Origin of the sequence: Klebsiella huaxiensis (assembly GCF_003261575.2) — a bacterium.
In the GTDB taxonomy this organism is placed as follows: Bacteria; Pseudomonadota; Gammaproteobacteria; order Enterobacterales; family Enterobacteriaceae; genus Klebsiella; species Klebsiella huaxiensis.
Genome location: NZ_CP036175.1, coordinates 4,081,053 through 4,099,602, shown reverse-complemented (window position 1 = coordinate 4,099,602; position 18,550 = coordinate 4,081,053). Strand labels below are relative to the sequence as shown.

The window sequence follows — 18,550 nt, the reverse complement described above, 5'->3', positions numbered from 1 at the left end:
CTGTTGAAATGTTGAAAAAAGGCCGACGCTAAGCCGGCCTGTTGGATCAGGACAGAGCAACTTCTGAAGGTTCGGTCGCAGGACGTTCATGCTCCGGCGTTTTGGCTGGCGCTTTGCCACGACAGCCTTCACCGAAGTGTTCGCCTTCCCAACGGCCAACAATGGCTGCACCCATGGCGTTACTCATGACGTTGGTGGCAGAGCGGCCCATATCGAGGAACGGATCGACGCCCATCAACAGGATCAGACCGGCTTCCGGAATGTTGAACTGGTTCAGGGTGGCGGCGATAACCACCATTGAGGCGCGCGGCACGCCCGCCATTCCCTTCGAGGTCAGCATCAGGATCAGCAGCATGGTGATCTGCTCGCCCATCCCGAGATGGACATTACAGGCCTGGGCGATAAATACCGTGGCAAACGAGCAGTAGGCCATCGAGCCGACGAGGTTAAAGGAGTAGCCAATCGGCAGAACGAAGCTGGCAATTTTGGAAGAGACGCCAAATTTTTCCAGCTTATCCAGCGTGCCAGGGAAGGCTGCTTCTGAGCTGGATGTGGTGAAGGCCAGCAGCGCGGGTTCGAGGATCGCTTTGGTCAGACGGCCAATGCACGGACCGACAATCATCGTCGACAGGCCAATCAGGATCGCCCACAGCATACCCAGAGTCAGGTAGAACTCACCCATAAAGATCCCGGCGCTGACCATCACGCCCAGGCCACGTTCGGCAATCAGCCCGGAGATAGCGGCGAAAACGGTCAGTGGCGCAAACAGCATGACGTAGCCAGTCAGCTTCAACATGACGTGGACCAGCGAGTCGAGTACCTTCACGATCGGCTCGGCTTTTTCGCCGATTGCCGCCAGGCTGCAGCCAAGGAAGATTGAGAACACGACAATTTGCAGGATTTCGTTACGTGCCATCGCATCAACGATGCTGGTGGGCACTGCGTGAGAGATAAACACTTTCAGCGTGAACGGTTCTGACTGTACGGCCGCGACGGCTCCGGCGTCGTGGGCCACAAAGTTGATGCCTGCACCCGGCTGGAACATATTGACGATCACCAGACCCAGCGCAATCGACAGTAGGGAAGCACAAATAAACAGGAAAAAGGTTTTAGAGAATATACGCCCGAGCGTTTTCGCATCGCCCATTTTGGCAATACCTACGACCAGGGTAGAAATAACCAACGGGGCGATGATCATTTTTACCATGCGTAAAAATATGGTGGTAAAAATGGAAATATCCTGTGCGTATGACTTTGCTGTATCAGCCGAGGCCATATTATTAATAGCCACCCCGGCAATCATGCCGAGTATCAGGCCTAATATGATCATTTTGGTTAAACTTATTTTCTTCATGTTTACTCCATCGGAAACTGGCGGTTAAATGTAGGGTGGAGTGAATCTGCGAACAGACGCACCCCTGTTATAACCAGTTGCATGAATAGTCTGGAAAACAGTGATACAGCAACATCCTGAATCCCAATGTTGTTTTTATATGAATACACAAAATCGTTCGAGATGCGTCGAGGCGGCAAGGGAAGAAATCCCCAGGAGCATAGATAACTATGTGACTGGGGTTTCTGAGTGCAGCCAACAAAGAGGCAGCTTGAAGGATGATGTGTATTACTACAGATCGAACTCAATACTTAATAATGGGGCGTGCTGCTGTGCGCCATATACATCATTGTCACCGACGTTGCCGGAAATAATATCGCGCGGCATGACGATTTTTACCGCATTAGCCGGATCAAACCACACAATGCGATGAATAAAATCAGGCTTTACGTTATATAATCCAGCAATAAGCTGCGGCGTTAATTGTTCCGAACGTTTTACCCGCTGATAATCTTCCTGGGTTTTAAATAAAATATCTAAAACCAGTTCGTACGGTCCGGCGTTTTTGGAACGAATGACCTGCGCCAGCGAGCATATGGATTGTTTCATGCCTGAACTCCTTCTGGCGTCACCTGTTCAATGTGGAAATCAAAACGCAGCGCGTCGCTGGCTTCAATAAGGTGATAGATAGAGAACTCATACACCGGCCCGCTTTGAATATCAGACGGCGAGAACGGGAAGGCGAGGTTGCCCGCAGTTGCAATGCGATTTTCATAGCCGTAGTGCAGAAGGGTAGAGCGCACCAGCGAACAGACGCTGTTGGCGATATCCTGAGTTGGCGCGACCACATCCAGCAAAATCCCCAGCTCGTGTCCGGCGGTTTTCATCGGCTCATGGTTGCCCATCACGCCGTTCTTACCGTACAGGTGGAACGTCATGCGGATACTGTCGTCAGTCAGCGAGAGGTTACGCGCCACGCTGGCTTGTACCTCTTCGAGAATGTTATCGATCCCGGCAATCATGATCGGGTCGCGCGTTCCGGCAATGGTCAGGCAGCGGAAGCCGACCTGACGAGCACCTTCCAGCTTCAGTGCGTATGGTGTTTCTTCGTGACGTGAACCGCTGACGTAGACTTCGCCCTCGTTGACGGCTTTGAAGGTACACCCTTTCAGGTTCAGCACGCCGCCAGGACCCGGCAGGAAGTACGGATCGGACTTCTCATACAAAGTATGCGCCGCCGCGGAGGTTTCGGTGAACTTACGCTTTGGATTGAACGCTTTCAGCGTAAAGCCGTGGTCGTCGATAATCCCCATGGCGCAGTCGGAACCGGAACCCGGCGTGGCGGCAATGGCCGCACATTCAAGGATCTTGCCGCAGTGCAGCGCTAGCCCTTCATCGAAACCCTGCATAATTGGCAGCGCGGCGAAGCAGGCTGGATCGTAGGCACGACCGCCCAGCACCACCTGCGCACCGGCTTTCAGCGCCCGCTGGAAAGGTTCGATCCCCATCTGTGCGACGATATAGGTGCTCTCTTCGATAGCCTCGTGAGTCAGTTCCGGAACAAAATCCAGCGCGGTAATTTTGCCGTTATCCAGCGCCTGATGAACGACTTCTTTATCAACATCAGACGGGATTAGCGCCATCGAGAAAGACAGTTTCTCTTCCTGCGCAATCTCATGGATTATCTGGCGACACCACTCCAGATGCGGCGCGGCGCCGGATCCTCCGGCGGTGCCGATCACCACCGGAATGTTGTTTTTCACGCCAGCGACGATCATATAGCGCAGATCGCGTTTCACTCCGGCCCTGTCGGTAAAGGGTTTACCTGCCCCCAGGTAGTGGGGGCCAGGATCGGATGAACCGGCATCAACGGCAATAAGATCTGGCGACTCTTCCATGGCTTTACGAAAACTCTCTTCCGGGAAGCCATAACCCAGAATAGCCGTAGGCGATAAGATCTTAAATGTACGAGCCATCTCTTAATCCTTAGTCTGCAACAGCGCGATGGTGCGGTTCATTTCGTTAAACACGATGTTGAGACCTTCATCGAAGCCCATGCCTGGTTTGATCAGCATACGCATTGGACGTGCGGCCAGCGCGACGTGCACGCAGGTGCGGGCACTGATCTCGGTTTCGTTGCAGGTACCGCCTTGATAGGCTTCCATGGCGTGTTTGTTGCAGTACAGCACTGCGTCAACGATGTTGTGAATGCCGCCAAGATCCGGGGTTTTTATCTGTACCATGTGGCAGCTACCGGCATCGGTGAAGTCCACGATATCCTGATAGGTGTTGCACCATTCGTCGGCGACAATCTTCACGCCAGAACCCAGACGAGTCAGCTCTTTGGTGATGGCGGTCAGCATACGGATCTGATCCGGCTTGTTACCGGCATCGACCGGGCCTTCTATATAGAGCGGCAGACCCTGCGCTTCTTTCTCCAGGCTGGCGATATAGCCGGCGCAGCGCACCGGGTCCATGTCGAAGATCAAACCGATGGTGCCGTAGACATCAATGTGCAGCGTCGGGTGATAGCGTGGGCTGGTACGCAGGCTGAGGATTCGGTCGGACAACCAGCGCACATACTCACGCAGTTTTTCGCCTTTAAAGCCCAGCTTCTCTTCGACGTTGTTGATCAGCGCGTGCGGCAGCACGTCCACGCCTTTGAGGATCATCTTGTCGACGGCGATGTAGCGGTCATCGCCGCTCTGACCAAATAAAGGAATCGCTTCCGGGATGCACGGCAGCTGCCACTCGTCGCAAACCACTTCCGCCTTCAGGCGACCGCTTGCCAGCGCAGTGGCGTCGAGCAGCGCCTGAGACAGGCCGTAGCGGACGGCGGTATGCAGCAGATTGCCGTCGATACGCAGCTTGTCGAAGAAGCGGGCGTTCGGCAGGAACGCATCGACATCGCGGCCTTCAAGCAGCGGTTTAATATGATCGTTGAGGAACGGGATAAAGTTTTCCGCCAGGAACAGCGGATCGCGGCCGCCCGCGCCGGAGTACTGTACGGCGGCGCAATCACCGACCGCCACCGCGCCGTTTTCCAGAATCAGCTGTACCGAGACGCACTCACCCGCCTGGCGCACCGACGTAAAGCCCGGGGTAACCGGCGCGCCGGTATACATGAATCCATCATGACCCGCGCCATTTTTAATCGCCTGCTGGTCATCAAAATAGAATGAAGAGTAGCCAGCGGTAAAAAGGGCCTGTTTAATTTTCATTATGGTCTTCCTATTAATTTACTGTGGGATACAGCGTTGATGTCATCAACAACCATCTGGAATGAAGGCTTGCGTCCTTCGAAATTCGCACGCTCGGCGACGTAATCATGGTGCAGGGCGAGAATGTCTTTTGGCAGCGGAACCGCGCCGGCTTCAAGCACGCGAATGGCGCCTGAGTTATCGCGAACCGGCAGGATTTTGCCCGCGTTACAAGAGGCCGGAGCGAAAGGCACATCCAGCACGCCCGCTTCGAAAGCCAGTACCGTGCCGCGGGCGATATCGCCGTTGCCCAGTTCGAAAACTCTCCTCAGTACGGCGCGAACTTCGCTCTTAATCAGGTCCACTTCCTGTTCAACGGCAGCGCATGGCGGGAATTTCTGGTCGCTGACCATGTTGAGCATCTGGCGCGAGGCTCTCAGACCCTGGGCGTTTGCTGCGGCAGTTGGAATGCCGAAGGCTTCGTGCGGGCTCTTGGTAATCACTTTGGTCGCGCCGGACATACCGGCCACCGCCGCGCCCCAGGAGATAATGGCGAACGCTTTCGATTCATCTTCCGGGAAGCCGCCCATCCACTGGTGGAAGACGGTACTCAGCTCATAATCGTCGAAGCCGTAATTGCCGAAGTATTCGTGCGACAGTTCGCGCAGGGATTGAATAGCCGCGATATCCTGCGTCAGGCTACCGACCTGGCCGTAGCCGACGGTGATGGATTTCACGCCCTGTTCCAGCGCCAGCAGACCTTCGATAATCGCCACCGAGTGGGACATAAACGGTGGGATCAGTGTGCCGGTCAGTGGGCCAAACGGCTCGCGGTTAATGCGGATGCCGTGTTCTTCATACAGGCCCATCAGGCGGTCGCAGTACTGCCAGTCACGAATTGATTTTTCCAGGGTGACGCGCTTGGCGTAAGGGATGTTGTAGGAGATACCGCCGCCTTCGTAGCTGGTAAATCCGCTGGCCATTGAGATTTCAGCTAACAGACGCGCATCAGGCGTGCCGTGGCGCACCTGAACCGGTTTTTCCAGCGACTCGGTCATTCGACGGCATTCAGCGACACCGTGGTTTACCACCGGCAGGCCGTTCAGTTTGGACGTTCCCGCTTCGATGGATTTTTGAATCCCAATCGCCGCCTCTTCATAACGGTTCAGACGGGTATAGGCATCAATGGTGCTGGGCAGCAGGTCGCACTCTACCTGCAGCGTTTTAAGCAGTTCGATGTGCTCATCCATTAACGCCACGCCCGCGCGCGGCTGGCTCAGGGTTTTCCCTTCCTGATCGGCCTTCAGCAGAGCGTGAGAAAAGCGTTTTTTCTCAGGAATGGTTTGCTGGTACTTCACGCCATCTTCGAAGTGTTCAACATCTTTCCCGGTCTGCCAGGTCTGCAATACCTGATGCCGCTCGGTCATGAATTCATCATGGGTTAGCTTTTTATTGCGAAGTTCCATTCGTCTTTGCCTTAGATTTTATAGGGTTAAACACTGAATGCTGGTGCGGGCGGCAAGTTCTGGGTAGAGCCTGGCAACGTTTGCCAGTAGCGGAAGCAGGCCTTGAGCATCGCGGTAATATTCAAACTGAGTGGGTAAGAGAATGCGTCTGCCGTCGTCGTCCAGTTCGCGGTACTTCAGCCAGCTATGGATGTCGAACTGGCTGGCGCGGGAGAGCCATCCGCCGGAACCGACGACTTTGCGTACGGTGGTCAGGTCGCGGCCCATCTGTAAATCGACGTTGCCCACGCAGGTGCAGACCTGTTTTTTGGTGCCCGCATGGCGTTCGCTGGCGTAGCCGACGCACAGTCCGGCGAGCAGGGCGTCGAAGAATGTCTCTTCGGCGCCTTGCGGCAGATAATCGGGATGGGCGACCAGATGACGCAGATAGCCGTAAAAGGCTTCCTGACGTTCCGGCTGTTGAGCAAAGACCACCTTCACCAGCTCATGGGTGCTTTCGCCAACCACTACCGCGGAGACGCGCATTCCGAGATCGCCCTCTACCGTGCGTTTAACAAACGGTTCAGGAACCCCGTGCAGGACGGTATCGGGTGAGAGGGTGTTCGCGCTGGCGGAATAGACATCGGTGGTGGCGCCGCCCATGTCGATCAGCATGAACTCTTTCCATGCGCTGTCGTAGTTGCTGATGGTTTTCACCAGCTCGTAGACGGTCCATGGGGTCGGCATCGGCTCTTCGCCGGTTTCACCGACGATCACGTCCAGCCCTTTACCCTTGACGATACGCGACAAGAACACATCGCAAATGGCTTTGCGGGCAGCGTAAGGATTCGGGTGATCGAGGTCGGGCAGAATGTTGTCCACCGTGGTCAGATCTTTATGACCGAGGATAGCCAGCACGTCGTCCTGAATATCACGGTTGCCGGCGTAGATAATGGCGCAGTCGAGCTTTGACTCTGCCAGCGCGCGGGCATTGGCCAGGCCGTAGCTCTCTTCGCCTCCGTCCGTCCCGCCGGTAAATAGCAGGATATCCGGCGGCGAGGCCTCCAGCGACTCGATATCGTGGCGGTTGAGTTTATACGAGTAGTACTGGGCGATTTTCGCCCCCGCCGAATGGGCGGTCACTTTTGCAGATTCCAGGGTGATGGATGGCACCAGCCCCATGGCAGCGACGGCAAGACCGCCTTTTGCCGACGAGGAATACTTTAGCGTCACTTCACCGCTATTGAGCAGGGGACGAGCATCGGCAACGTTTAGCACCTGATTCAGGCTGGCAAAAAAACCGTCTGCCAGATGATGCGTAGTGGTCGGGGTCAGAACGTGGTTAACCAGCGTTAATGCATCTCCCTCCTTCGCGAAGAGGGCTGCTTTGGTCCACGTCGAGCCGATATCGACAGAGACGGTCTGCATCAGATAGCCTCTTCCAGGCAGCGCTGCTCGACACCGTGGCGCTGACTTATGTCATTGGCCATGAGCTGGCAGACATCTTCAAGATCGTGGCTTGGAGCGAAGACACGGTTAAAACCCATCTCTTTGAATTTGGCTTCAATATCGGCAAAATCGTGTTTGCCGACGACCAGATTACCGCCGACGAAGAGGAGAATGTCGCCAATACCGCGTTCGATGCAGCGTTCGCGCAGTCCCAGGCAGTCAATATCGCCGTGACCGTAAATGGATGACACGACAATGGCGTCAGCACCGGTTTCGATGGCGGCGTCAATATATTCATCCTGGCTTACCATCACCCCCAGATTGATTACGCGAAAATCATGGCCAGTAAAAACGCGGTCCAGAACTTTATTACCTACTGCATGGCAGTCAGCACCAATGACGCCAATAACAAGTGTTGATTTCTTCATGAGTAATCCTCTGTAGGGCTGATGGTCTAAAATAAAAACGACTTTAATATTTAGCAGCGTTGATTCCGGCTACCTGTTAATAGGGCTGGAGTGTCTGTGGTTAGTAGGGGGGAAGCAATTGATCTATTTTCAGAATATCTTTCGAAAAACTCTCGTTTTTGATTTTTGTTTTTAAAGTCATTAAATATCATATGGTTATGTTTTTATTTTTACACCGAGGTATTGTTGCTTAGCGTGAGTCTAATAAATGCATTGTGATGTTTGTGAGCAAGGTCTTATTTTGTTTTTAGTTAATTGGTCTTTTTTTTAATAAGTAAGAGATACAATTCTTTAAATTGTTTTGTGAGCGGCATAACGGAATTTAGACAGTCGTTTATATATACAAAAATCAACTTGTTAGATTAAAGATAAAAAATGACGATATGTGATTTTTATATTTCATTTTTGTTGGTGAGTACGAAGAGGGCGAAAATCGACCCTATCAACATCGTCAGAGGGAAAAGGGCGCTTTTGTCGATAGCGGGGCTGGGGAAGTCGTTCTGACTGCAGAGGAGGGGCCTGTTATGCAGTGCATTTACTTGAGAATGAGATAGTTACGCATGCGTGTTAATTAAAAGTAAAATCAATGATAAATAAAATAAGTAAAAAATATATGGTCCTGACTTGATAAAAAAAATCTGTGAGCTACGCGGCATTATCAGTTTATGGCTCAGTTTTGACTGCTATTCTTCCACTCATTAAATTCCGCTCCGGAATTAAATAAATCGACTATCATTTTCAGTAACCGATGATACTGTTGTAAAACATATCGTTAACCTTGGATTTACCAAAGGTGAACAAGGTAAACATAATTAACATTTAAAATGAAAATTGATTTAAATCAATGTTTAAAACTTGGAAAAGAATATGAAATGGAGTTAAATTGTCGCGGATCAAATTGACCGAAAACCGGTATTTTCGCTATAAATTGATCGCCGTCGAAAACTGCAAATTTATCTCAATAAAAACCTATTTATTGTAAGGGTTTTGCAGCGTAATATAATCACGGGATCAATTTGGGTGTTTTGTTAACATGTTTGTAACTTTTCACGACTACCGTTTCCTGATTCCTGGCGAAATGGCAGTGGCGATAAGACGCAAATAAATTTGTATTGGGGCATGCGTGTGACCCTTTCTAACGGGGTTCACTCTCGGAGTCTTCATGCGATGAGCAAGGAGTCATGATGTTAGATATAGTCGAACTGTCGCGCTTACAGTTTGCCTTGACCGCGATGTACCACTTCCTTTTTGTGCCACTGACGCTCGGTATGGCGTTCCTGCTGGCCATCATGGAAACGGTCTACGTCCTTTCCGGCAAACAGATTTATAAAGATATGACCAAATTCTGGGGCAAGTTGTTTGGTATCAACTTCGCTTTGGGTGTGGCAACCGGTCTGACCATGGAGTTCCAGTTCGGGACTAACTGGTCTTACTACTCTCACTATGTGGGCGATATCTTCGGTGCGCCGCTGGCCATTGAAGGTCTGATGGCCTTCTTCCTCGAATCTACCTTTGTAGGTCTGTTCTTCTTTGGTTGGGATCGTCTGGGCAAAGTTCAGCACATGGCGGTGACCTGGCTGGTGGCGCTGGGTTCCAACCTGTCAGCACTGTGGATCCTCGTTGCTAACGGCTGGATGCAGAACCCGATTGCGTCGGACTTCAACTTTGAAACCATGCGTATGGAAATGGTCAGCTTCTCTGAGCTGGTCCTGAACCCTGTCGCTCAGGTTAAGTTTGTCCACACTGTTGCTTCTGGCTACGTTTGCGGCGCGATGTTCGTCCTCGGCATCAGCTCCTACTATATGCTGCGCGGCCGCGACTTCGCTTTTGCTAAGCGCTCCTTCGCTATCGCTGCCAGCTTCGGTATGGCGGCTATTCTTTCCGTTATCGTTCTCGGTGATGAATCCGGTTACGAAATGGGCGACGTGCAGAAAACTAAACTCGCGGCTATCGAAGCCGAGTGGGAAACGCAGCCGGCACCGGCTTCCTTTACCCTGTTTGGTATTCCCGATCAGAACGCGCAGGAAAACCACTTCGCGATTCAAATCCCTTACGCGTTGGGCATCATTGCCACTCGCTCCGTGGATAAACAGGTTACCGGCCTGAAAGACCTGATGATTCAGCACGAAGAGCGTATCCGTAACGGGATGAAAGCCTACTCGCTACTGGAACAGCTGCGCGCTGGCTCAACCGACCAAACCGTTCGCGATCGGTTTAACGATGTTAAGAAAGATCTTGGTTACGGTCTGCTGCTGAAACGCTATACCGAAAACGTCTCTGATGCGACGGAAGAGCAGATTGCTAAGGCGACCAAAGACTCCATTCCTGCTGTTGCGCCGCTCTATTTTGCCTTCCGTATCATGGTGGCATGCGGCATCCTGATGCTGGCGATCATTGCAGTCTCCTTCTGGACGGTTATCCGTAACCAGATAGGCGAGAAAAAATGGCTGCTGCGCATCGCGCTGTATTCCATTCCTCTGCCGTGGATTGCTATCGAATCCGGTTGGTTCGTGGCGGAATATGGCCGTCAGCCGTGGGCGATAGGTGAGGTGCTACCAACGGCCGTCGCTAACTCGTCGCTGACCGCGGGCGATCTGATCTTCTCGATGCTGCTGATTTGTGGTCTGTATACCCTGTTCCTGGTGGCGGAGCTGTACCTGATGTTCAAATTCGCGCGCCGTGGCCCAAGCAGCCTGAAAACCGGTCGTTACCACTTTGAGCAGTCTTCCGCGACTACTCAGCCGGCACGCTAAGACAGGAGTCGTCAAATGATCGATTATGAAGTATTGCGTTTTATCTGGTGGCTGCTGATCGGTGTACTGCTGATTGGTTTTGCTGTCGCCGATGGCTTCGACATGGGGGTGGGCATGCTCACCCGTTTCCTCGGTCGTAACGACACCGAGCGTCGAATTATGATTAACTCCATTGCCCCGCACTGGGACGGAAACCAGGTATGGCTGATCACCGCGGGTGGCGCGCTGTTTGCTGCCTGGCCGGCGGTTTATGCTGCTGCGTTCTCCGGCTTCTACGTGGCAATGGTGCTGGTGCTGGCGTCTTTATTTTTCCGTCCGGTTGGTTTCGACTACCGTTCGAAGATTGAAGACACCCGCTGGCGTAACATGTGGGACTGGGGAATTTTCATCGGTAGCTTCGTGCCGCCGCTGGTGATTGGCGTGGCTTTCGGTAACCTGCTGCAGGGCGTTCCGTTCCATATGGACGAATATATGCGCCTGTACTACACCGGTAACTTCTTCCAACTGCTGAACCCGTTTGGTCTGCTGGCCGGTATTGTTAGCGTGGCGATGATCCTGACCCAGGGCGCAACCTATCTGCAAATGCGTACCGTCGGTGAACTGCACCTGCGCACTCGCTCCATTTCTACGATTGCGGCGCTGGTGACGTTGGTTTGCTTCGCGCTGGCGGGTGTGTGGGTCTATTACGGCATTGATGGCTATGTGGTGAAGTCCGTTATGGATCATACCGCGCCGTCTAACCCGCTGACCAAAGAAGTGGCGCGTGAAGCGGGGGCCTGGATGGTGAACTTTAACAATATGCCAGCGCTGTGGACGATTCCTGTCCTGGGTGTGGCGCTGCCGCTGCTGACCGTTATCTCGACGAAAGCAGATAAAGGCGCCTGGGCGTTCCTGTTCTCTTCCCTGACGCTGGCTTGCATCATCCTGACCGCTGGTATTGCGATGTTCCCGTTCGTAATGCCATCAAGCACTATGATGAACGTTAGCTTGACCATGTGGGATGCGACTTCCAGCCAGATGACGCTGAACCTGATGACTTACGTGGCGATTGTGTTTGTACCGATTATTCTGGCTTACACCACCTGGTGTTACTGGAAAATGTTCGGACGCATCACTCGCGAAGACATTGAAAAGAACACCCACTCGCTGTACTAAGGTAAGGAGCTATATATATGTGGTATTTCGCATGGATTTTAGGAACGCTTCTTGCTTGTGCCTTTGGAGTGATTACCGCGTTGGCGCTAGAGCACGTGGAAGCTACCAAAGCAGGTAAAGAAGAACACTGATGAGTATTATCGCGACCCTTTACGCGATAATGGACAAGCGCCCGTTAAGGGCGCTTTCCTTATTGATGGCGCTGGCGTTAGCTGGCTGTATCTTCTGGGACCCGTCGCGCTTTGCGGCGAAAACCAGCGAGCTGGAAATCTGGCATGGTTTCCTGCTGATGTGGGCGGTTTGTACCGGCGTTATCCACGGCGTGGGTTTTCGTCCGCGTGCTATTCACTGGCAGGGAATTTTTTGTCCACTTATCGCTGATATTGTGCTCGTTTTGGGCCTGTTCTTTTTCTTCTTTTGAATAAGAAATCTCTGTTAACCATATGGGCTTGCATAAGCCCATAAAAATTTACTCGTCGTTTACTTTCCCCCATTCCAAACCACGATTCCCGCGCGTATAGTAGCGAAGTTTGAAAGCACTAACCTTTTGTTGCATTACCGGGATGTAAAGTGAATACAACGCTGTTTCGATGGCCGGTTCGGGTCTATTACGAAGACACCGACGCCGGTGGTGTGGTTTACCACGCCAGCTACGTCGCTTTTTATGAAAGAGCACGCACAGAGATGCTGCGCCACCATCACTTCAGTCAGCAGGTTTTGCTGGCTGAACGAGTTGCCTTCGTGGTTCGCAAAATGACTCTGGAGTATTTTGCGCCCGCCAGACTCGACGACATGCTCGAAATCCAGACGGAAATAACCTCGATGCGAGGCACCTCTTTGGTTTTCACGCAGCGAATCGTCAACGCCGAGAACGTCGTTTTAAATGAAGCTGAGGTTCTTATCGTGTGCGTTGATCCACTCTTAATGAAGCCTCGTGCGCTTCCCAAGTCTATTGTCGCGGAGTTTAAGCAGTGACTGACATGAATATCCTTGATTTGTTCCTGAAGGCGAGCCTTCTGGTTAAACTTATCATGTTGATTTTGATTGGTTTTTCTATCGCTTCCTGGGCCATTATTATTCAGAGAACGCGTATCCTCAATTCGGCATCGCGTGAAGCTGAGGCGTTTGAAGATAAATTCTGGTCCGGTATTGAGCTTTCTCGCCTGTATCAGGAGAGCCAGGGCCGTCGCGATAATCTGAGCGGTTCGGAACAAATCTTCTACAGCGGTTTCAAAGAGTTTGCCCGGTTACATCGTGCCAATAGCCATGCGCCAGAGGCGGTCGTTGAAGGGGCATCGCGAGCCATGCGCATTTCCATGAACCGCGAACTGGAAACGCTGGAAACGCATATCCCATTCCTCGGGACGGTGGGTTCCATCAGCCCGTATATTGGTCTGTTTGGTACCGTGTGGGGGATCATGCATGCCTTTATCGCGCTGGGCGCGGTAAAACAAGCCACGCTGCAAATGGTGGCACCGGGTATCGCCGAAGCGCTGATCGCTACGGCAATCGGCCTGTTTGCCGCTATTCCTGCGGTTATGGCCTATAACCGTCTGAACCAGCGAGTGAACAAACTTGAACTGAACTACGACAACTTTATGGAAGAGTTCACCGCCATTCTGCACCGTCAGGCGTTTACCAGCAGCGAAAGCAATAAGGGGTAAGCCATGGCCAGAGCACGTGGACGCGGGCGTCGCGAACTGAAGTCCGAGATCAACATCGTTCCGCTGCTGGATGTCCTGTTGGTGCTGTTGCTGATCTTTATGGCGACAGCGCCGATCATTACGCAAAGCGTAGAGGTCGACCTGCCGGACGCAACGGAATCGCAAGCGGTGAAAAGCAACGACGATCCACCGGTGATTGTTGAAGTTTCCGGAGTAGGGCAGTACAGCGTGAAAGTGGGCCCGGAAACGCTGTCGCAGCTGCCGCCGGAACAGGTTATTGCCGAAGCCAGACGCCGACTTGAGGCGAATGAGAAAACGGTATTCCTGATCGGTGGCGCCAAAGAGGTGCCTTACGATGAAATTATTAAAGCGCTTAACCTGTTGCATAGCGCAGGGGTTAAATCGGTTGGCTTGATGACCAAGCCGATCTAATCGCTCGAGATATGTGCGCCCGCCAGAATGTTGGCTATGAGCTGAAAGCAGCTCATAGCCATGCAGATATAGCGGGCACAGGCGAACAGTTTTTGGGAACCGATAGTGTCAAAGGCAACCGAACAAAACGACAAGCTTAAACGAGCGATCATAGTTTCAGTCGCGCTGCACATCGTATTGATAGCGCTGCTGATCTGGAGTTCGTTTGATGAGCATCTGGATGCTTCAGCCGGCGGTGGCGGCGGTTCTTCTATTGATGCGGTAATGGTCGATCCGGGAGCGGTTGTGAATAATTACAACCGCCAACAGCAACAGCAGGCCAGCGCCCGTCGCGCCGCCGAGCAGCGGGAAAAGCAGGCTCAGCAGCAGGCGGAAGAGCTACGTGAAAAACAGGCCGCCGAGCAGGAAAGGCTGAAACAACTGGAACAAGATCGACTGCAGGCGCAGGAAGCGGCTAAAGAAGCGAAAGAACAACAGAAACAGGCCGAACAGGCTGCAGCAGAAGCTGCTGCAGCGGCGAAGGCCAAAGCGGACGCCCAGGCGAAAGAGGCGCAGGAAACGGCTGCTAAAGCCGCTGCTGACGCCAAAGCGAAGGCAGACGCTCAGGCTAAAGTCGCCGAAGCTGCTGCGGCAAAAGCGGCGGCTGATGCGAAGAAACAGGCAGAAGCGGAAGCCGCGAAAGCAGCCGCGGACGCACAGAAGAAAGCCGAAGCCGATGCGGCGAAGAAAGCTCAGCAAGAAGCCGAGAAGAAAGCGCAGCAGCAGGCAGAGAAGAAAGCTCAACAGGAAGCGGCTAAACAGGCAGCTGCTGAAAAAGCCGCTGCAGATAAAGCAGCGGAAAAAGCTGCCGCCCAGAAAGCTGCTGCTGATAAAGCGGCAGCCGATAAAGCCGCCGCAGCGGAAAAAGCCGCAGCCGAGAAAGCAGCAGCAGCCAAAGCCGCCGCTGCAGAAAAGGCCGCAGCGGATAAAGCTGCTAAAGCAGCTGCCGCTAAGGCCGCAGCCGCGAAGAAAGCTGCTGCAGCTAAAGAGGCAAGTGGTGTTGACGACCTGCTCGGAGACCTGAGCTCAGGTAAGAATGCGCCGAAAGCGGGTGGTGGAGCGAAAGGTAATAGTCAGCCTTCAAAAGACACAGGGACCTCTGGGGCAAACGGTGGTGATAACGGTGCTGAAATAAGTGCTTATGCTAAGCAAATTCAGATAGCTATCCAGCGCCGTCTGTACGATGCGAGCCTTTATCAGGGCAAGCGGTGTGTTTTGCATATCAACCTTGCTCCTGATGGTACTTTAAAAGGCATAACGTCTGAGGGGGGCGATCCTGCGCTTTGCCAGGCTGCATTGACGGCGGCTAAAACTGCGACTATTCCTAAACCGCCTAGTCAGGCTGTTTATGAAAAAATTAAAAATGCCACACTGGACTTTAAACTGTAGCGATCTTCCCCGTTCCGGCGGGGAAAACAAACTTCGGTAGTCCCAGGGTTTTGGTAGTTTTGTGTATTTGAGTTTGTTAACATTCTGCTAAATTATCGTGGGCTTTCCGCCTGGATAAGGGAGATATGATGAAGCAGGCATTACGAGTAGCATTTGGTTTTTTAATACTGTGGGCGGCAGTGCTGCACGCAGAAGTACGTATCGAGATCACCCAAGGGGTCGACTCGGCACGCCCAATCGGCGTTGTGCCGTTCCAGTGGGCGGGGCAGGGTGCTGCGCCGGAAGATGTGGGTGGTATTGTGGCGGCTGACCTGCGCAACAGCGGTAAGTTTAATCCGCTCGATCGCTCGCGTTTGCCTCAGCAGCCGGGTAGCGCTCAGGAAGTGCAGCCTGCGGCATGGTCTGCACTCGGTGTTGACGCCGTGGTCGTTGGCCAGGTTACGCAAAACCCTGACGGTTCTTATAACGTCGCTTACCAGCTGGTGGATACCGGCGGTGCGCCGGGTACCGTCCTTGCACAAAACTCATTCAAAGTAACTAAGCAGTATCTGCGCTATGCCGCACACGCTGCTAGTGATGCAGTATTTGAGAAGCTGACCGGTATTAAGGGCGCCTTCCGTACCCGTATCGCCTACGTTGTGCAGACCAACGGCGGTCAGTTCCCGTATGAGCTGCGCGTATCTGACTACGATGGTTACAACCAATTCCTCGTTCACCGTTCCACCCAGCCGCTGATGTCTCCGGCCTGGTCTCCAGACGGCGCGAAGCTGGCCTATGTAACCTTTGAAAGCGGTCGTTCTGCGCTGGTCGTCCAGACTTTGGCTAACGGCTCTGTTCGTCAGATTGCTTCGTTCCCGCAGCATAACGGTGCGCCATCGTTCTCTCCGGATGGCAGCAAACTGGCCTTCGCTCTGTCGAAAACCGGTAGCCTGAACCTGTACGTGATGGACCTGGGTTCTGGCCAAATTCGTCAGGTCACCAACGGTCGCAGCAACAACACGGAACCTAGCTGGTTCCCGGATAGCCAAAATCTGGCCTTCACTTCTGACCAGGCCGGTCGTCCGCAGGTGTATAAAGTCAATATTAATGGCGGCACGCCGCAGCGTATTACCTGGGAAGGTTCACAAAACCAGGACGCAGACGTGAGCGCAGATGGTAAAACTATGGTAATGGTTAGCTCGGCCGGTGGTCAGCAGCACATTGCTAAGCAAGATCTGGAAGCGGGTGGTGTGCAGGTTCTGTCATCAACGTTTTTAGATGAAACGCCAAGTCTGGCACCAAACGGCACTATGGTAATCTACAGCTCTTCTCAGGGGATGGGATCCGTACTGAATTTGGTTTCTACAGATGGGCGTTTCAAAGCGCGTCTTCCGGCAACTGATGGACAGGTAAAATCACCTGCCTGGTCGCCGTATCTGTGATAATAAATAATTGATTATTAAAGGAATCAAAGAAATGCAACTGAACAAAGTGCTGAAAGGGCTGATGATCGCTCTGCCGGTTATGGCAATCGCGGCGTGTTCTTCTAACAAGAACGCAAGCAACGACCAGAGCGGTGAAGGCATGCTGGGTGCCGGCACTGGTATGGACGGTAACGCGAACGGCGGCAACATGTCTTCCGAAGAGCAGGCTCGTCTGCAGATGCAACAGCTGCAGCAGAACAATATCGTTTACTTCGATCTGGACAAATACGATATCCGTTCTGACTTCGCTGCAATGCTGGACGCGCACGCTAACTTCCTGCGTAGCAACCCATCCTATAAAGTGACTGTAGAAGGTCATGCGGATGAGCGTGGTACTCCGGAATATAACATCGCTCTGGGTGAGCGTCGTGCTAACGCCGTTAAGATGTATCTGCAGGGCAAAGGTGTTTCTGCTGACCAGATCTCCATCGTTTCTTACGGTAAAGAAAAACCTGCAGTACTGGGCCACGACGAAGCGGCTTACGCCAAAAACCGTCGCGCCGTACTGGTTTACTAAGAGAATTGCATGAGCAGTAACTTCAGACATCATCTGTTGAGTCTGTCGTTACTGGTTGGCATAGCGGCCCCCTGGGCCGCTTTTGCTCAAGCGCCAATCAGTAGTGTCGGCTCAGGCTCGGTCGAAGACCGCGTCACTCAACTCGAGCGTATTTCTAATGCTCACAGCCAGCTTTTAACCCAACTCCAGCAACAACTCTCTGATAATCAGTCCGATATTGATTCCCTGCGTGGTCAAATTCAGGAAAGCCAGTATCAGCTGAATCAGGTTGTTGAGCGCCAGAAGCAGATTTTGCTGCAGATCGATGGTCTGAGCAGCGGATCAGGTGCAACAGGGGCACAGACGCAGACATCTGCGGGCGATCAGGGGGCTGCGGCCACCACGACTGCGCCAGCGGCTTCGTCAGGCGCCCCGGCGCAGACGGGCGATGCGAACACGGATTACAATGCGGCTATCGCCCTGGTTAAGGATTCTTCTCGCCAGGACGATGCCATTGCGGCATTTCAGAACTTCGTCAAGAAGTACCCTGATTCAACTTATCAGCCGAATGCCAACTACTGGCTCGGTCAGTTGAATTACAACAAGGGTAAAAAAGACGACGCGGCGTATTATTTCGCTTCTGTGGTGAAAAATTACCCAAAATCCCCGAAGGCACCCGATGCTATGTTTAAAGTCGGCGTGATCATGCAGGACAAGGGTGACACGGCAAAAGCGAAGGCGGTTTACCAGCAGGTGGTCAGTAAATTTCCTGGCACCGATGGGGCAAAACAAGCGCAAAAACGCCTTAACGCTCTGGGATGATTATGGCATGACCAGAAATCGCGTTATTTCTGGTCTTGTCGCATGAATCCTAAGCAGTTAAGTGATCTTTATCTAAATTTTTGTTGCGCTGAATTCTGAAATCAGTAATATATGCCGCCGTTGCCAAGGGATATCGAATAAGCCCAAAGCGACGAAAATAGTGGGTCGTTAGCTCAGTTGGTAGAGCAGTTGACTTTTAATCAATTGGTCGCAGGTTCGAATCCTGCACGACCCACCAATCGTTCTGGTGGAACGCGATAGTAAAACGTGAAGGATAACGTTGCATTAGCAACGGCCCATAGGGCGAGGCGAAGCCGAGTCATCCTGCACGACCCACCACCAAAAGCAGTATCCAGCGTAGTATCGGGTGATTAGCTCAGCTGGGAGAGCACCTCCCTTACAAGGAGGGGGTCGGCGGTTCGATCCCGTCATCACCCACCACT

Annotated in this window: 18 protein-coding genes and 2 tRNA genes; 13 read left to right on the top strand and 7 right to left on the bottom strand. The window is 52.8% G+C overall.

Going from position 1 to position 18,550, the window contains the following annotated elements:
• Window positions 1-46: 46 nt before the first annotated feature.
• The 7 genes from DA718_RS19635 to glmS form a co-directional block, all read right to left on the bottom strand.
• Window positions 47-1,354 carry a dicarboxylate/amino acid:cation symporter gene (locus tag DA718_RS19635; RefSeq protein WP_112214464.1) on the bottom strand — a complete coding sequence of 436 codons (1,308 nt, stop codon included), beginning with the start codon at window positions 1,352-1,354 and terminating at the stop codon, window positions 47-49.
• Between the two features lie 270 nt (window positions 1,355-1,624).
• On the bottom strand, window positions 1,625-1,942 hold the full coding sequence (locus DA718_RS19630; protein ID WP_110276833.1) for a DUF4387 domain-containing protein: 318 nt from the start codon (window positions 1,940-1,942) through the stop codon (window positions 1,625-1,627).
• Window positions 1,939-3,309 (bottom strand): acyclic terpene utilization AtuA family protein, encoded by a 1,371-nt coding sequence (locus DA718_RS19625; RefSeq protein ID WP_112214463.1) that lies wholly within the window; start codon window positions 3,307-3,309, stop codon window positions 1,939-1,941. The genes DA718_RS19630 and DA718_RS19625 overlap by 4 nt, the downstream gene beginning before the upstream one ends.
• Window positions 3,310-3,312: 3 nt before the next feature.
• The gene (locus DA718_RS19620) at window positions 3,313-4,554 is read right to left on the bottom strand and encodes a methylaspartate ammonia-lyase (protein ID WP_112214462.1); all 1,242 of its coding nucleotides are present in this window, start codon (window positions 4,552-4,554) and stop codon (window positions 3,313-3,315) included.
• On the bottom strand, window positions 4,554-5,999 hold the full coding sequence (locus DA718_RS19615) for a methylaspartate mutase subunit E (protein WP_112214461.1): 1,446 nt from the start codon (window positions 5,997-5,999) through the stop codon (window positions 4,554-4,556). Before DA718_RS19615 ends, DA718_RS19620 begins: the two co-directional genes overlap by 1 nt.
• An 18-nt stretch (window positions 6,000-6,017) precedes the next feature.
• Window positions 6,018-7,406 carry a methylaspartate mutase accessory protein GlmL gene (gene glmL / locus DA718_RS19610; RefSeq protein ID WP_112214460.1) on the bottom strand — a complete coding sequence of 463 codons (1,389 nt, stop codon included), beginning with the start codon at window positions 7,404-7,406 and terminating at the stop codon, window positions 6,018-6,020.
• Entirely contained in the window at window positions 7,406-7,855 is a 450-nt protein-coding gene (glmS, locus tag DA718_RS19605; protein ID WP_112214459.1) for a methylaspartate mutase subunit S, read from the bottom strand. Before glmS ends, glmL begins: the two co-directional genes overlap by 1 nt.
• Window positions 7,856-9,078: 1,223 nt before the next feature.
• Here glmS and cydA point away from each other — a divergent pair.
• The 13 genes from cydA to DA718_RS19540 all read left to right on the top strand — a co-directional run bounded on the left by cydA (window position 9,079) and on the right by DA718_RS19540 (window position 18,548).
• On the top strand, window positions 9,079-10,647 hold the full coding sequence (gene cydA / locus DA718_RS19600; protein ID WP_112214458.1) for a cytochrome ubiquinol oxidase subunit I: 1,569 nt from the start codon (window positions 9,079-9,081) through the stop codon (window positions 10,645-10,647).
• Window positions 10,648-10,662: 15 nt separating this feature from the next.
• On the top strand, window positions 10,663-11,802 hold the full coding sequence (cydB, locus tag DA718_RS19595; RefSeq protein ID WP_112214457.1) for a cytochrome d ubiquinol oxidase subunit II: 1,140 nt from the start codon (window positions 10,663-10,665) through the stop codon (window positions 11,800-11,802).
• A 17-nt stretch (window positions 11,803-11,819) separates the two neighbouring features.
• On the top strand, window positions 11,820-11,933 hold the full coding sequence (gene cydX / locus DA718_RS19590) for a cytochrome bd-I oxidase subunit CydX (RefSeq protein ID WP_004100325.1): 114 nt from the start codon (window positions 11,820-11,822) through the stop codon (window positions 11,931-11,933).
• Window positions 11,933-12,223, top strand: coding sequence for a cyd operon protein YbgE (gene ybgE / locus DA718_RS19585; protein WP_004100327.1), 291 nt, complete (start codon window positions 11,933-11,935; stop codon window positions 12,221-12,223). The genes cydX and ybgE overlap by 1 nt, the downstream gene beginning before the upstream one ends.
• 149 nt (window positions 12,224-12,372) lie before the next feature.
• Window positions 12,373-12,777 (top strand): tol-pal system-associated acyl-CoA thioesterase, encoded by a 405-nt coding sequence (gene ybgC, locus DA718_RS19580; RefSeq protein ID WP_110276825.1) that lies wholly within the window; start codon window positions 12,373-12,375, stop codon window positions 12,775-12,777.
• Window positions 12,774-13,466 carry a Tol-Pal system protein TolQ gene (tolQ, locus tag DA718_RS19575; protein ID WP_110276824.1) on the top strand — a complete coding sequence of 231 codons (693 nt, stop codon included), beginning with the start codon at window positions 12,774-12,776 and terminating at the stop codon, window positions 13,464-13,466. The genes ybgC and tolQ overlap by 4 nt, the downstream gene beginning before the upstream one ends.
• Window positions 13,467-13,469: 3 nt before the next feature.
• Window positions 13,470-13,898, top strand: a complete 429-nt coding sequence (tolR, locus tag DA718_RS19570) for a colicin uptake protein TolR (RefSeq protein ID WP_087828655.1) — start codon at window positions 13,470-13,472, stop codon at window positions 13,896-13,898.
• Window positions 13,899-14,003: 105 nt separating this feature from the next.
• Complete coding sequence (gene tolA / locus DA718_RS19565; RefSeq protein WP_112214456.1) at window positions 14,004-15,326, top strand: cell envelope integrity protein TolA; 1,323 nt, start codon at window positions 14,004-14,006, stop codon at window positions 15,324-15,326.
• A gap of 128 nt (window positions 15,327-15,454) precedes the next feature.
• Window positions 15,455-16,747, top strand: a complete 1,293-nt coding sequence (tolB, locus tag DA718_RS19560; RefSeq protein ID WP_112214455.1) for a Tol-Pal system beta propeller repeat protein TolB — start codon at window positions 15,455-15,457, stop codon at window positions 16,745-16,747.
• Window positions 16,748-16,781: 34 nt separating this feature from the next.
• Entirely contained in the window at window positions 16,782-17,306 is a 525-nt protein-coding gene (pal, locus tag DA718_RS19555; RefSeq protein ID WP_110276821.1) for a peptidoglycan-associated lipoprotein Pal, read from the top strand.
• Window positions 17,307-17,315: 9 nt separating this feature from the next.
• Complete coding sequence (gene cpoB, locus DA718_RS19550; protein ID WP_112214454.1) at window positions 17,316-18,107, top strand: cell division protein CpoB; 792 nt, start codon at window positions 17,316-17,318, stop codon at window positions 18,105-18,107.
• 162 nt (window positions 18,108-18,269) lie between these two features.
• Window positions 18,270-18,345: transfer RNA gene (locus DA718_RS19545), tRNA-Lys, on the top strand.
• Window positions 18,346-18,472: 127 nt separating this feature from the next.
• Window positions 18,473-18,548, top strand: a tRNA-Val gene (locus DA718_RS19540).
• Window positions 18,549-18,550 lie beyond the last annotated feature (2 nt).